The organism is Roseobacter sp. OBYS 0001 (assembly GCF_019654895.1).
In the GTDB taxonomy this organism is placed as follows: Bacteria; Pseudomonadota; Alphaproteobacteria; order Rhodobacterales; family Rhodobacteraceae; genus Roseobacter; species Roseobacter litoralis.
In genome coordinates this window covers 182,390-197,487 of sequence record NZ_BPES01000004.1, presented here as the reverse complement: position 1 = coordinate 197,487, position 15,098 = coordinate 182,390, and the positions used below count along the sequence as shown (strand labels likewise).

Below are 15,098 nucleotides of genomic sequence, written 5' to 3'. Positions count from 1 at the left end.
TGTTTTTCCCCCGCCCGGTCGCGAGAGGGTAAACCTGCTGTACTTCGATGGTCAACGCATGCGTTACCGTGCAAGCCGACAGAAAAAAGGGGCCCCGAAGGACCCCTGTTAGTTTCGATGTTCAGGCTCAGTTTGTTAACCGCTCGGTATTTTTTTGCCTGCGGCCTGAACGTCGTCTGGAACGAACGCATCCGTTCCGGATATCAGAGAGGCCAAGGTCCCACCCTGCCCGTCCCCAATTTCGTTGGAAATCCTGTGGATTTCCGACGCGTGAGACAGAGCGGAAAACATCTTCGTTTTCTGCGGAGTCTCACCCGCTTGTTTTTGAGAAGCCGATACATCCGGCTGCTCGCTGTCTCGTCGGGGTGCGGCCTGCCTGAGCAGACCGCGACCCCTACACACCCCTTGGGGGCGCGTTTTCATGGAAGACTGTTACTTCTTCCTGTTCGGTCGCTGTGTTAGCGCCGACGCGGCTGCGGTTTTAGCAGCTTTCGAGGACTTCGGGTTTCTAAGCACTTTTGATGCAGCAGATGCAGCCTTCGCACTTGTAACCTCCGAATTCTTGCGTCGTGACATGTGTATCACTCCTCTTTTCCACAGGCAGCTCGTGGATAAACCATGTATTTCCTGTGAGTTAGCAGCGCGTCGTTGATTGCCGTCGCGTTCCGTGTATTTGCTCCTTTCATCGGCCATTTTGGACCGAACAGCTTTGCCCTTTGCCCACGCTGTTTAGGCTTGGGGCGAGCGGGGATCAGCGTTGCAGCGCTGATCCCCAACCCTCAATCTCCTCAGCTACAGCCAGATGTCCCGCCGCAGGTGTTGCACTTCATGCAGGTGCCGTTGCGCACGAGGGTGTAGTTGCCGCATTCACCGCAGGCTTCGCCCTCGTAGCCTTGCATCTTGGCTTTGGTGCGCGCGTCCATTTCGACCGTGCCGGAGGTCACTGCCGTTGAGGCCATGGCGACCGCAACGTTCCCGCCACCCTCAAGGGGCGCGATGTTGTCATAGGCGATGGCCGAGGCCTGCCCGCCCTGCAACACGACCAGTTCCTGTGGCATGCGGTTGCGCAGATAGCCTGTCGAGCTGATTTGTTTCAGCACTTCGAGGGATTTGGACGCGGCCGTTTCGCTCAGTTCTGATACATCGCTGACGCCTTCTTTCTCGCCCGCGCCCAGATCGTCAAAGCTGTGACCTGCCGGTTGGACATGTGCGAGGTCCGTCCGGTCCAGATAGGACACGGCCAGTTCGCGGAACACGTAATCAAGGATCGAAGTTGCGTTCTTGATCGTCTCGTTGCCCTGCACCATGCCTGCGGGTTCGAACTTGGTGAAGGTGAAGGCATCCACGAATTCCTCCAGCGGGACCCCGTATTGCAGGCCCACCGATACCGCGATGGCAAAGTTGTTCATCATCGCCCGGAAACCCGCACCCTCTTTGTGCATGTCGATGAAGATTTCGCCGATCTTGCCGTCTTCATACTCGCCGGTGCGCAGATAGACCTTGTGCCCGCCCACGATGGCTTTCTGGGTGTAGCCCTTGCGGCGTTGCGGCATCTTTTCACGATGCGACTTCACGATCTCCTTGACGATGATCTTTTCGACGATCTTTTCGGCCAGCACAGTTGCCTTTTCATGGGCGTTGCCGCTTTCCAGAATATCGGCGGCTTCCTCGTCGTCTTCGACCAGAGATGCGGCCAGCGGCTGGCTGAGTTTCGAGCCGTCACGATAGAGCGCGTTGGCTTTCACCCCGAGCGACCAGCTGAGTTCATAGGCCTTCTGGCAGTCCTCGATGGTGGCATCGTTGGGCATGTTGATCGTTTTGGAGATCGCACCCGAGATGAAGGATTGCGCTGCCGCCATCATATGGATGTGGCTGTCCACGGAGAGGAAACGTTTGCCTTTCTTGCCGCAGGGGTTGGCACAGTCGAAGATCGACAGATGCTCGTCCTTGAGGAAAGGCGCCCCTTCGAGGGTCATGGTGCCACAGACGTGATCGTTGGCCGCGTCGATGTCCTTTTTGGAGAACCCAAGGTGACGCAGCAGATCAAAGGACGGATCATTCAGCTTTTCAGCCGGGATACCCAGAACCTGCGTGCAGAACTCTTCGCCCAGCGTCCACTGGTTGAAGACAAAGCGGATGTCAAAGGCCGAGGCCAATGCCGCGTCCACCTTGGCCAGTTCGTTCGGGCCAAACCCGTGACCCGCCAGCGAGGTGTGGTTGATGCCGGGTGCGTTGCCGATGGTGGCGTGACCGACCGCATAGGACACGATTTCCTCGATCTGGGCTGAGCCATAGCCGAGTTTTTCAAGCGCACCGGGGACGGATTGGTTGATGATCTTGAAGTACCCACCGCCAGCGAGTTTCTTGAATTTCACCAGCGCGAAATCGGGCTCGATACCGGTGGTGTCACAATCCATCACCAGACCGATGGTGCCTGTCGGCGCAATCACCGTGGCTTGCGCGTTGCGATAGCCATGACGTTGGCCGAGTTCCAGCGCCTGATCCCAGGCCCCGCGTGCCACGTCGATCATCCGCGCGTCCGGGCAGCTTTTGTAATCCAGCGGCACAGGGTTCACGGCGAGGTCTTCGTAGCCACCGACCTTGCCATAGGCGGCAGTGCGGTGGTTGCGGATCACCCGCAGCATGTTGTCGGCGTTTTTCGCATAGCCCGGGAAGGGTCCAAGTTCGCCCGCCATTTCGGCAGAGGTCGCATAGGACACACCGGTCATGATCGCTGTAAGCGCCCCGCAGATGGCACGGCCCTCGGTGCTGTCGTAGCTGTAGCCCATGTTCATCAGCAGACCGCCGATATTGGCATAGCCCAGACCCAGCGTGCGGAAGTCATAGGAGCGTTGTGCGATTTCCTTGGAGGGGAATTGCGCCATCATCACCGAGATTTCCAGCGTCACGGTCCAGAGACGTGACGCATGCATGTAGTCTTCGATCTGGAACTCACCGTCCTTGAGGAAGGTCAGCAGGTTCATCGACGCGAGGTTACAGGCCGTATCATCAAGGAACATATATTCCGAGCAGGGGTTGGAGCCGCGAATTGCGCCATCCGCCGGGCAAGTGTGCCAGTCGTTGACCGTGTCGTGGTACTGGATGCCCGGATCCGCGCAGGCCCATGCCGCGTGGCCGACTTTTTCCCACAGATCGCGCGCCTTGATGGTCTTGGTGACCTTGCCATCCACGCGGTTGATCAATTCCCAGTCGGCGTCATCCTCGACCGCCTTGAGGAAAGCGTTGGTGACGCGGATCGAATTGTTCGAGTTCTGACCGGAGACGGAGCTATAGGCCTCGGAATCCCAGTCCGTGTCATAGGTCGGGAATTCGATCGATGTATGGCCCTGCTTTGCGTAATCGAGCACACGTTTGACATAGGTTTCGGGGATCGCGACCTTTTTTGCTTCGCGAATGGCTTGCTTGAGGGCTGCGTTCTTGCTGGGGTCGTAGGCGTCTTCCTCGGCGCCGTCCCATGTTTTGATCGCATCAAACAGCAGGTTCAGTTTTTGCTCGTGCATCTTGGAGCCTGCGACGATGCTGGCGACCTTTTGCTCTTCGACCACTTTCCAGTTGATGAAATCCTCGATGTCGGGGTGATCTGCATCAACGATGACCATCTTGGCTGCACGCCGTGTGGTGCCGCCCGATTTGATCGCACCGGCCGCCCGGTCGCCGATCTTCAAAAAGCCCATGAGGCCGGAAGATTTACCACCACCCGAAAGCCCCTCGCCCGCCGCGCGCAGGCTGGAAAAGTTGGTGCCGGTGCCGGAGCCGTATTTGAACAGGCGTGCTTCGCGCACCCAGAGATCCATGATGCCACCTTCGTTCACCAGATCATCGGAGACCGACTGGATGAAGCAGGCGTGTGGCTGTGGATGCTCGTAGGAGGATTTCGACCGTGTCAGTTTGCCGGTCTTGTAATCCACATAGTGGTGACCCTGTGCCGGGCCGTCGATGCCGTAGGCCCAGTGCAGGCCCGTGTTGAACCACTGCGGGCTGTTGGGGGCCGCGCGCTGGCTGGCCAGCATGTGGCGCATTTCGTCGAAATAGGCAGCGGCGTCTTCTTCGGTGGTGAAATATCCACCCTTCCAACCCCAGTAGGTCCAGGCACCGGCCAAACGGTCAAAGACCTGTTTGGAGGAGGTTTCGCCGATCATCTCGGCCCCTTCCGCCGGGACCGAGCGCCACAGGAATTCCGGAACGCCTTTTTCTTTTACCCGACGGGTTTTGGTGGGCACGCCGGCTTTGCGGAAATATTTCTGTGCGATGACGTCGCTGGCAACCTGGCTCCACGAATTGGGCACTTCGACATTGTCCAGCTTGAACACAACTGTGCCATCCGGGTTCCGGATTTCCGACACGGTGGTGATAAAGTCGAGATCAGCATAGGCGTCTTGGTCGGCTTTGGTGAATTTGCGTTCAATTTTCATTTTCGCTGCCTCATATTCAGCTTTGTCACTTATGAAGCAGGCTGTCATTGCAGCACCGCCCCCGCTACTTGCCCAAGGGCAGAGAGAAATATGCGTATGTGAAAACCGCGTCTGCGCCTTTCACATCTGCATTCGGATCATATATGTGACCGTCGTTTGCCTCTGTCCCGTCGTGACGCCCTTTGGAGCGTTTAACCACTACATCTTGTGGCGTCACTGTCGGCTCATACAAAGTGACGTATTTCCACCTATTCGGTCAACGCTGTTTTTATACTTTTTTTACCAGTATTCATCTTGACGGGCGGGTATTTTTGAAGGCTGTCGGCGCGCAGGTGATTCAAGAGATTAACCAGCGGTTAATATCCACAGGCCAGCGGGGAAAGCGCCGCGACACCGCAAAACTCGAAACATGAATGGATAGAGGAATTTAGACCAAAAACCTGAGGTGTCACACGAGAATTCATCAAGATTAACGCTGCTACGTGCTGCGAAAACAATGTGACTGCCCGGACGATGATTATTTTTCATTCGAGGGGGCACGCGCGGCTGAAACGTACCCATAAGAGCACAGCTGCATCGCTATATATGGGGAGGGAACGCCCGCATCGGCCGATTGGTCCACTAAATGTAGTGGGCGAGAAACTGTGCGGATACACTGAATATGGTGCATGGCGCGACTCAGTTCAGATGCGCCGTGCGCGCGGTCCGACCAGCATCCATGGCGTGACGCCCCACACAGGGCAAATCAAACCGACACGATCTTGATATTGGTGATGAAAGTGGTCGGAGCGAGAGGATTCGAACCTCCGACCCCCTGTACCCAAAACAGGTGCGCTACCAGGCTGCGCCACGCTCCGACTTGCGCCTCTTTAGACCGCCTTTTTGGGTTTGAAAACCCCTTAACAGGGCCAAGCCGCCTCAGCTTGCGAAAAACTTGAGTGTTTCAGCACCGTTCCTGCATCAATTCCCAGCTTTTCCGACAGACCGCCGTTGATTTCCAGCACATGGGTCAAATCACGCCCGCCAAAAACAGGGGTTTCATCGAGCGGTTTCGCCCGGTGATGCACGTGCTGCACCACCCCTTCGGGGTCGATGAACAGCATATCCAGCTCGATCAGCGTGTTACGCATCCAGAACGACAGGGCCTGCGGGCGCGGGTACACAAAAAGCATGCCGGCGGAACTGGCCATTTCAGTACGGTGCATCAGGCCGCGGGCGCGCTCTTCGGCATCATCGGCAATTTCGACAGAAAACCGCGCCTGACCCCAGTCGCCCTTGAGATAGACCGCGTTTTCGTCACAGCCTTGGGCAACAGCCCCCTGTGCGAAGACTGCGAGAACAACGGCGAGCAGCGCTTTCATGTATCCAGGGGTTCGAGTGCGGCTTCCCATGCAAAAACCTCCGCAGCCATATGGCCGCGCTTCCCCTCAATCACGCGCAATGCAAGTGCCTCGCCCGGCGCCAGATCAGACAGACCGGAGCGGCGCAGCACCTCCATGTGCAAGAATATGTCGTCCCGACGCCCGAAAACATTCGCAAAGCCAAAACCCTTGCCTTTGTCGAACCATTTGACGCGTGCAGGTTCCAGCGGTGCCTCTGCCACGATCTTTGGATCCAGTGCCGCAATATCGGACAGACCAACGGAATCATCGCTGTCGGGTGGGAGCAATGACAAAACCTGCGTTGCCTGAACGCCCCGGTCGGTGCGCTGAACTTCCAGTTCAACCCGCGCACCATCGGCGACCGAGCTTTGCCCGAAATTTCGCAACACATTGACATGTAATAGAATATCAGGTCCGCCCGCATCCGCGACGACGAAGCCAAATCCCTTAACAGGGTCAAACCACTTTACAACCCCGATCACTGGGTCTGTTATCTCAGAAGTATCGTTCACGTACTTTATAACCCGGATCCCAAAACATCCCTAAACACTCTTGCGCGATCATGCCTTCCCTAATCAAGCCAAAAGATTGAGAAATCTCATGTTTAGCGTTTTGATCAGACCGTACGCGCATTGAAGCAGTATCACGATGAATAGAGTGTAGTTCAATGGCGCTTTTCTTGGCTAATAGTTGCAATAAGCAGTTGAAATATATGCGCAAACATATCTGATGCACAGGGCCTGTGCAAGAATTAACAGGAGATTTTAACTTATTTTTTACACTTTTGCGCAGCCTAGGGGTTAAGTCTGGTGACGCTCCACTCGGATAACGGAGTCTCTCGGCGCCACACAAATCGATCGTGCAACCTGAAGTCGCCGTCTGCCCAAAATTCGATCTCGATAGGTGTAATCCGGAATCCCCCCCAAAACGGCGGGCGCTTGGGATTCGTTCCATGCGTTGCCGTCATCTTGGCCACCTCGGCCATGAGCGCGGCGCGGCTGCTGAGCGGGCGCGATTGCTTGGACGCCCACGCCCCGAGGCGGCTTTTCAGTGAGCGCGAGGCATAATAGGCATCGGCCGCATCGCCATCTTCACGACTGACGTGTCCCCGCACCCGGACCTGACGGCGCAGGCTTTTCCAATGCATTACAAAGGCGGCTTTGCCCGCGTTGTCCAGTTCGCGCGCCTTCGCACTTTCGTAGTTTGTGTAAAAGACGAAGGCATCCGCCTCCACGCCTTTGAGCAGAACCATACGCGCGTTGGGCATCCCATCGGCGTCCACGGTGCTGAGTGCGATGGCGTTGGGATCATTGGTTTCGGCGTCCTGCGCTTCGGCGAGCCAGCTTTCGGCAATCCTGAAGGGGTTGTCACCCGCGAATTTTCCCGTCCGTTCCGTCATGATGCACCTTTAGCTTTGTCCCGATACTGGCACAGGTGGCCGAAAGACGCCAAAGGTCAAGAGGGACTGCGCAAGTTGACTGCCGCGAGCAGCCTTGATGGCCATCGCGCAATCGCCTAAAGACCAAAGGCGAGAGAGCAACCATTCAGTTACCAAGGGAATTTTCATGGGAAACGAGCTTCTGGCGGGAAAACGCGGCCTTATCATGGGTCTTGCCAACGACAAGTCCATCGCCTGGGGTATTGCCAAGACCTGTGCCGATGCCGGGGCGGAACTTGCCTTTTCCTATCAGGGGGAGGCACTGAAGAAACGGGTCGGCCCGCTGGCGGAAAAGCTGGGCAGTGATATCGTCCTGCCCTGCGATGTGAGCGATGAAGCCTCGATGGATGCGCTGTTTGACGCGCTCAAGGAAAAATGGGGCACGCTGGATTTTATCGTCCATGCCATCGGTTTTTCCGACAAGGGTGAATTGCGCGGGCGCTATGTGGACACCACGCGCGGCAATTTCGCGATGACGATGGATATTTCGGTCTATTCCTTCACCTCGGTCGTGCAACGCGCGGAAAAGATGATGAACCCGGGCGGGTCCTGCCTGACGATGACCTATTATGGCGCGGAAAAAGTCATGCCGCATTATAACGTCATGGGTGTGGCCAAGGCGGCGCTTGAGGCATCGGTGCAGTATCTGGCCGAAGACCTTGGCAAGGATGGCATTCGCGTGAATGCGATTTCCGCCGGGCCCATCAAGACGCTGGCCGCGAGCGGAATTGGCGATTTCCGCTATATCATGAAATGGAACGAGTATAACTCACCCCTGCGGCGCAATGTGACGATTGATGACGTGGGCAAGGCGGCCTTGTTCCTGTTGTCTGACCTCGGCTCCGGCACCACGGGAGAGAACCTGCATGTGGATGCGGGCTATCATGTGGTCGGCATGAAGGCGGTGGACGCCCCCGACATGAGCAAGGAATAACGCGGTGAGCGATCTGTCCTGGGCCCAGCTTGCCGCTTTCAACATCACACTTTTGGTGGCGATGGCGGCACCGGGTCCGGCGTTTCTGCTGGTGTTGCGCAACAGCATCGCGCTTGGACGGCGCGCGGGTGTCATGACCGGTGTGGGTCTGGGCGTGATGGCCGCGATCTGGACGGCGGCGGCGCTTGCCGGGCTGGCCGCACTTTTCGATCTTGTGCCCTGGGCCTATGCCGCGATGAAGACCATCGGTGCGCTCTACCTGATCTATCTGGCATGGGGTATGTGGCGCGGGGCGGCGCAGCCTCTCAAGGCGGCATCCGATCACGCCAGTCGGCGCGCCTTTCGCGCAGGGCTGCTGGTCAACCTGACCAATCCGAAATCCGTCCTCTTTGCCGGAGCCGTGATCGTTGTGATCTTTCCGGCGGGGTTGTCACTGACGGACAGCGTGCTGATCGTCGCCAACCATCTGGCGGTTGAGCTTTGCGTCTATGCAGCAATGGCCTTCGGGTTGTCGACGGCCCCTGCCCGTGCGGCCTATGTGCGCATCAAGTCTTGGGCGGATCGTATCGCCGCTGCTGTGCTGGGCGCGCTTGGGATGCGCCTGCTTTTCGAAAGGTAACGAACATGAGTTCCAAAGACCAAAGCCGCCTGCCCCATGAAAAGGGGTTCCATATCAGCTGGGATCAGATCCACCGCGACAGTCGCGCGCTTGCGTGGCGACTGGATGGGCAAGGCCCCGATGAGGGCGCATGGCGGGCGGTTGTCGCGATCACGCGCGGCGGCATGGCTCCTGCGATGATCGTCGCGCGCGAGTTGGACATCCGCGTCGTCGATACGATTTCTGTGGTCTCCTATCATTCGGGCGGCGGCAAGGCCGATCAGCGCCGCGATGCAAAGGTGCTCAAGGCACCGGATGCGGAAATGATGGGCGACGGGACGGGCATTCTGATCGTCGATGATCTGGTGGACAGCGGCAAGACATTGGAACTGGTGCGCGCGCAATACCCGAATGCGCATTTCGCCACCGTCTATGCCAAGCCGCAGGGCGAGCCGCAGGTGAACACGTTCATCACCGGGGTGAGCCAAGACACTTGGATATTCTTTCCCTGGGATATGGCGCTGCAATATGTGGAACCTTATCGCGGCACGGATTGAGGCGCGGGTGCGTGTCTCTACCGACGGAAAAAACTGGAAGCTGGACGGGATGACAGTCAGATGAGCCCAACACGCACGGAAATGACCTTCATGCCCCCGGTGATGGAGGCGCGACGCTGGTTGGCGGATGTGACCTTTCCGCCCGAACGACCCTTGATCAATGTCAGTCAGGCCGCCCCGGTAGACCCACCCCCAGACGGGTTGCGCCGTGCGCTGGCGGATGCAGCACTGACCCGCGATGACGTGCATCTATACGGGCCGGTGCTGGGCCTGCCGGACCTGCGCACCGCACTGGCACGGCGCACCTCGCAGATTTATGGTGGCACTGTGAGCCCCGATCAGGTCGCGATCACCTCGGGCTGCAATCAAGCCTTTGCCGCCGCCATCGCCACGTTGTGTTCCGAAGGCGACGAGGTAATTCTGCCCACGCCATGGTATTTCAATCACAAGATGTGGCTGGACATGGCTGGTGTTGCTGCCGTCCCCCTGCCGACGGGGCCGGACCTCTTGCCCGACCCGGAAGTAGCACGCCAAAGCATCACCCCCCGCACCCGCGCCATTGCGCTGGTCACCCCGAACAACCCCGCCGGTGTGGAGTATCCGTCAGAGCTGATTTCCGCCTTCATGGCGCTGGCGCGCGCGCATGGAATCGCGCTGATTGTGGATGAGACCTACCGCGATTTTCACAGCCAGCCCGGCCCGCCGCATGTGCTGTTTCAGGACCCGGACTGGCACGACACGCTGATCCATCTTTATTCCTTTTCCAAAGCCTATCGTCTGACGGGGCACCGGGTTGGTGCGATCATCACCTCTGCTGCGCGGTTGGCGGAGGTTGAGAAATTCCTTGACACGGTGGCGATCTGCCCCGGTCAGCTGGGCCAGCACGGTGCGCTTTGGGGGATAGAGAATCTTGATGGCTGGCTTGCCGGGGAACGCGCGGAAATTCTGACCAGACGCGGCGCAATCGCTGCGGGAGCGCCGCAACTTCAAGGCTGGCAGCTTTTGGGACTGGGGGCCTATTTTGCATATTTCCAGCATCCCTTTGCGGAAAGCTCAGCCGATCTGGCCAAGCGCATGGTCGCAGACAGTGGAATTTTATGCCTGCCCGGCACGATGTTCACGCCCGATGATGACCCCACGGGCGCGCGACAATTGCGCATCGCATTTGCCAATCTGGACGCGGATGGGATTGGCGTGCTTTTCAAGCGGCTCGCGGCGATCTCTGGCTAGGGTGCGCTGGCTCTTGCTCCTGCGCGCGCCACCGCATAGATAAGCTGAAACCAATTTAACATAGCGCGATACAAGGGACGATCATGATCAAAGGTTTCAGCCTCTCCAAGACGGCAATCTGGATTTTGATGGGTCTGCTGATCCTTGGCCTCGCCGGGTTCGGGGCCACGAATTTGTCGGGCAACATCCGCACCATCGGAACCGCCGGGGACAAACCTATCCCGGTCGATGATTACTTCCGCCAGCTGCAGCAGGAAATCCGCGCGGTGGAACAGCAAACCCGCGAAGTGCTGCCCTTTCAGCAGGCGCAGCAAATGGGTCTGGACCGCGCCGTGCTGCAGCGCCTTGTGGCGACGCGCTCACTGGATCACGAAACGTCCGAACTGGGCCTGTCCATTGGGGACGAGGAACTACGCACGCGTATCCTGCAGATCAGCGCGTTTCAGGGGATCAACGGCGAATTTGACCGCGAGGGATACCGTTTTGCGCTGGAACAGACCGGCCTGAGCGAAGCGGAATTCGAAACGCAACTGCGCGAAGAAGTGGCGCGCACCATCGTTCAGGGCGCGGTTCTGGGCGGGATCGCGATGCCTGAAACCTATGTGGATACCTTGGTGAATTACATCGGCGAGCAGCGAAGTTTCACGTGGTCGCTGCTGGATGCGAGCGACCTTGCCACGCCTCTGGGCGCGCCGGATGATGCGGTTTTGCGCGCGCATTATGATGACAACATCGATGTCTTTACGCTGCCCGAAACCAAGCAGATTACCTATGCCTGGCTCACGCCGGATATGTTGCTTGACTCGGTAGAGGTCGATGAGGAAGCGCTGCGCGAGGCCTATGCCGAACAGTCCGCCGAGTTCAACCAGCCCGAACGCCGCCTTGTGGAACGCCTCGCGTTTCTGGACACACAAAGCGCGCAGCAGGCGGCGGATGCGCTGGCGGCGGGCGATTCCTTTGATGATCTGGTGCGCGGGCGCGGGCTGGCGCTTGAGGATATCGATCTGGGCGATGTGAGCGAAGCGGAACTGGGCGCGGCGGGCGCGGGTGTTTTTGCGGCGGATGTGGGTGCGGTTGTCGGCCCCTTCCCCAGCACGCTTGGCCCGGCGCTGTTTCGTGTGAACGCCGTCCTGGCCGCACAGGAAACCCCGTTTGAAGAAGCCATCGACGTGCTGCGCCCCCAACTTGCCGCCGACCGCGCCAGCCGTCTGGTCGCAGCACAGGCGGAGAGTTTTGATGATCTGCTCGCCGGGGGTGCCACCCTCGAAGATCTGGCGTCCGAGACGGATATGGTCGTGGCACAAATCGACTGGACCGCCGGGAGCACCGAGGAGATCGCCGCCTACCCCACTTTCCGTCAGGCGGCCGCCTCTGTCGGGCCGCGTGATTTCCCCGAGATCGCGTCACTGGATGATGGCGGGTTGTTTGCGCTGCGCCTCGATACGGTCCTGCCGCCCCGCCCGGCCCCCTTTGACGAGATACGTGAAGAGATCATTGCCCATTGGGAGGCCGCCGAGACCGCGAAACGTCTGGCCGAGCAGGTTGCAGGCCAAGTGGGCCTGCTGGAAAACGGCAGCAGCTTTGCCGACCTTGGTCTGGATGCCATCGTTGAGGAAAACCTGATCCGTTCGGGCTTTGTGCCACGCACCCCACCGGGCTTTTTGGAAGAGGTTTTCGACATGGAAGTGGGCAAGGCGCAGGTCATCGAAAGTGACGCCGCCGTGATCCTTGTGCGGCTGGATGCCATCGCCCCGCCCGCAGCGGATGGCGATGCGGCAGCCCTGCGCGCGCAGCTTGAGCAACAGGCCAGCCAGCAATTGGCGCGCGATGTCTTTGAGGTTTTCGCGAATGATGTCGTCTTGCGCGCAGACCCGCAGATCAACCAACAGGCGCTGCAAGCGGTGCATGTGAATTTCCCCTGATCCGCCATGGCACTCACACCTGATTTTGATGCATTTGAGCAGGCCTATAGCACGGGCCTGAACCAGATCGTTTACACCAGACTGGCGGCTGACCTCGACACGCCGGTCTCCCTGATGCTCAAGCTGACGGGCGCGCAGAAAGATGCCTTTGTGCTGGAATCCGTGACCGGAGGCGAGGTGCGCGGGCGCTATTCGATCATCGGGATGAAACCCGATCTGATCTGGCGCTGTCAGGGCAAGACCAGCGAGATAAACCGCGCCGCGCGCTATGACGCTGATGCGTTTGAGCCGCTGGAGGGCAACCCGCTGGACAGGCTGCGTGATCTGATCGCAGAGAGCAAGATCGACCTGCCGCTTGATTTACCGCAGGCTGCTGCGGGTCTGTTCGGCTATCTCGGCTATGATATGGTGCGGCTGGTCGAACATCTGCCCGACATCAACCCCGACCCGCTGGGCCTGCCTGATGCGATCATGCTGCGCCCTTCCGTGATTGCGGTGCTGGACGGCGTCAAGGGCGAGGTCACGGTGGTATCGCCCGCTTGGGTGTCTGACGGACAAACCGCCCGCGCGGCTTATGCGCAGGCCGCCGAACGCGTGATGGACGCCGTGCGCGATCTGGAACGCGCGATGCCCATGGCCACCCGCGATCTGGGTGACGCGGATGCACCCGGCGCGCCGGTCAGCAACTTCACCCACGAAGGCTACAAGGCCGCCGTGGAAAAGGCGCGCGATTACATCTGTGCGGGTGATATTTTTCAGGTGGTCCCGGCACAGCGCTGGACGCAGGATTTCGCGCAGGACCCTTTCGCGCTTTACCGCAGTCTGCGGCGCACGAACCCCTCGCCTTTCATGTTCTATTTCAATTTTGGCGGTTTTCAGGTGATCGGGGCCAGCCCCGAAATCCTCGTGCGCGTCTTTGGCAATGAGGTCACGATCCGCCCCATCGCAGGCACCCGTCCCCGTGGAAAAACGCCGGAAGAGGACAACGCGCTCGAAGCGGACCTGCTGGCCGACAAGAAAGAACTGGCAGAACATCTGATGCTGCTTGATCTGGGCCGCAACGACGTGGGCCGCGTGGCCAAGATCGGCACTGTCCGCCCCACCGAAGAGTTCATTGTCGAGCGTTACAGCCACGTGATGCATATCGTGTCCAATGTGGTGGGTGAGTTGCGGGAAGACGCGGATGCGCTGGATGCGTTCTTCGCAGGCATGCCCGCGGGCACCGTGTCGGGGGCACCCAAAGTGCGCGCGATGGAAATCATTGACGAGCTGGAGCCTGAAAAACGCGGCGTCTATGGCGGCGGTGTCGGCTATTTCAGCGCCGGGGGCGATATGGACATGTGCATCGCCCTGCGGACCGCCGTCGTGCAGGACCAAAAGCTATACATTCAGGCCGGAGGCGGCGTTGTCTATGACAGCGACCCCGAGGCGGAATATCAGGAAACGGTTCATAAATCGAACGCGATCCGACGGGCGGCGGCGGATGCTGCGCGCTTTAGCGGCGAAGGTAACAGATAGGGAATGCCCCGCGCGCCTTTTGAAATTGCGGGGAAAACGGTCCTTGCCGGGACCTCGCAAACCGTTCATTTGCCGGTCTCGATCCTGCCCGATCACACGCCCGTTACCCTGTCGGTTCAGGTCCATCACGGTAAACGTGCCGGCCCAACGATGTTTGTCTCGGCCGCCGTGCATGGGGATGAGGTCATCGGTGTGGAGATCGTGCGGCGTCTGCTGCGTGCGCCGCAACTGTCGGCCTTGCGGGGGACGCTCTTGGTGGTTCCGATTGTCAACGCCTTTGGCTTTCTGAACCGCTCGCGGTATCTGCCGGATCGACGGGATCTGAACCGGTGCTTTCCGGGGCATCGATCGGGGTCCTTGGGTGCGCGGCTTGCGCATATCTTTCTGCACGATGTGGTCTTGCGCTGTGATACCGGCATTGACCTGCATTCGGCGGCCATTCACCGCACCAATCTGCCACAGATCCGCATCTCATCCGGTGATCCAGCGACGCGCGCCATGGCCATCGCATTCGGAACACCGGTTGTGCTGCAATCCTCCCTGCGGGCAGGGTCGCTGCGCGCTGAAGCCGCCGAGCGGGGCACTTCTGTTTTATTGTATGAGGCGGGTGAGGGTCTGCGGTTTGACGAACTTGCCGTGCGCGCCGGTGTTGCCGGTATTCTGCGCGTCATGCGCAGCCTTGGCATGCTGCCTGCCAAAGGGATCGCCAAGGCCAGGGTTGCGCCCTACATGTGCAAATCCTCGTCATGGGTGCGCGCACCTGCGGGTGGGTTGCTCAGAACCTTCCGCGCCGAAGGGGAAACTGTCGAAAAAGGCGAAACCCTTGCATGCGTGTCTGACCCCTTTGGCGAGGTTGAGACGGATATCATCTCGCCCTCATCCGGTATCCTGATTGGCAGGGCGATTTTGCCCGTCGTCAACGAAGGTGATGCGGTTTTTCACCTTGCACAACTCAGCCCGGAAGCCGCCGAGGACACGGTTGAAGGCCTTGCGCTGCAACTGGAAACCGACCCGCTTTTCGATGAGGACGAAATTATCTGACGCCCGGATTCGAGCGGTGGTTTCGACAAATTTTCAGCAGATGTC

Annotated in this window: 11 protein-coding genes and 1 tRNA gene; 7 read left to right on the top strand and 5 right to left on the bottom strand. The window is 59.1% G+C overall.

What is annotated here, in order from left to right:
- Positions 1-788 precede the first annotated feature (788 nt).
- The 5 genes from K5Q35_RS10845 to pdxH all read right to left on the bottom strand — a co-directional run bounded on the left by K5Q35_RS10845 (position 789) and on the right by pdxH (position 7,214).
- Positions 789-4,433 (bottom strand): vitamin B12-dependent ribonucleotide reductase, encoded by a 3,645-nt coding sequence (locus tag K5Q35_RS10845; protein WP_013962307.1) that lies wholly within the window; start codon positions 4,431-4,433, stop codon positions 789-791.
- Positions 4,434-5,213: 780 nt separating this feature from the next.
- Positions 5,214-5,290, bottom strand: a tRNA-Pro gene (locus K5Q35_RS10840).
- A 42-nt stretch (positions 5,291-5,332) separates the two neighbouring features.
- Positions 5,333-5,794, bottom strand: a complete 462-nt coding sequence (locus tag K5Q35_RS10835) for a DUF192 domain-containing protein (RefSeq protein WP_013962309.1) — start codon at positions 5,792-5,794, stop codon at positions 5,333-5,335.
- Complete coding sequence (locus K5Q35_RS10830) at positions 5,791-6,327, bottom strand: cold-shock protein (RefSeq protein WP_220799572.1); 537 nt, start codon at positions 6,325-6,327, stop codon at positions 5,791-5,793. Before K5Q35_RS10830 ends, K5Q35_RS10835 begins: the two co-directional genes overlap by 4 nt.
- A 281-nt stretch (positions 6,328-6,608) precedes the next feature.
- Entirely contained in the window at positions 6,609-7,214 is a 606-nt protein-coding gene (gene pdxH, locus K5Q35_RS10825) for a pyridoxamine 5'-phosphate oxidase (protein ID WP_013962311.1), read from the bottom strand.
- Between the two features lie 166 nt (positions 7,215-7,380).
- Between pdxH and fabI the strand changes: the two genes are divergently transcribed.
- From fabI to K5Q35_RS10790, 7 genes are all read left to right on the top strand, one after another.
- Positions 7,381-8,187, top strand: coding sequence for an enoyl-ACP reductase FabI (fabI, locus tag K5Q35_RS10820; protein WP_220799571.1), 807 nt, complete (start codon positions 7,381-7,383; stop codon positions 8,185-8,187).
- 4 nt (positions 8,188-8,191) lie between these two features.
- Positions 8,192-8,806 carry a LysE family translocator gene (locus tag K5Q35_RS10815; protein ID WP_013962313.1) on the top strand — a complete coding sequence of 205 codons (615 nt, stop codon included), beginning with the start codon at positions 8,192-8,194 and terminating at the stop codon, positions 8,804-8,806.
- 5 nt (positions 8,807-8,811) lie between these two features.
- The gene (gene gpt, locus K5Q35_RS10810; protein WP_220799570.1) at positions 8,812-9,342 is read left to right on the top strand and encodes a xanthine phosphoribosyltransferase; all 531 of its coding nucleotides are present in this window, start codon (positions 8,812-8,814) and stop codon (positions 9,340-9,342) included.
- 60 nt (positions 9,343-9,402) lie between these two features.
- The gene (locus K5Q35_RS10805) at positions 9,403-10,572 is read left to right on the top strand and encodes an aminotransferase (RefSeq protein WP_013962315.1); all 1,170 of its coding nucleotides are present in this window, start codon (positions 9,403-9,405) and stop codon (positions 10,570-10,572) included.
- A gap of 83 nt (positions 10,573-10,655) precedes the next feature.
- Positions 10,656-12,494, top strand: coding sequence for a peptidyl-prolyl cis-trans isomerase (locus tag K5Q35_RS10800; RefSeq protein WP_220799569.1), 1,839 nt, complete (start codon positions 10,656-10,658; stop codon positions 12,492-12,494).
- Positions 12,495-12,500: 6 nt separating this feature from the next.
- Positions 12,501-14,012 carry an anthranilate synthase component I gene (gene trpE, locus K5Q35_RS10795; protein ID WP_013962317.1) on the top strand — a complete coding sequence of 504 codons (1,512 nt, stop codon included), beginning with the start codon at positions 12,501-12,503 and terminating at the stop codon, positions 14,010-14,012.
- A 3-nt stretch (positions 14,013-14,015) separates the two neighbouring features.
- The gene (locus K5Q35_RS10790; protein ID WP_220799568.1) at positions 14,016-15,053 is read left to right on the top strand and encodes a succinylglutamate desuccinylase/aspartoacylase family protein; all 1,038 of its coding nucleotides are present in this window, start codon (positions 14,016-14,018) and stop codon (positions 15,051-15,053) included.
- Positions 15,054-15,098: the final 45 nt, after the last annotated feature.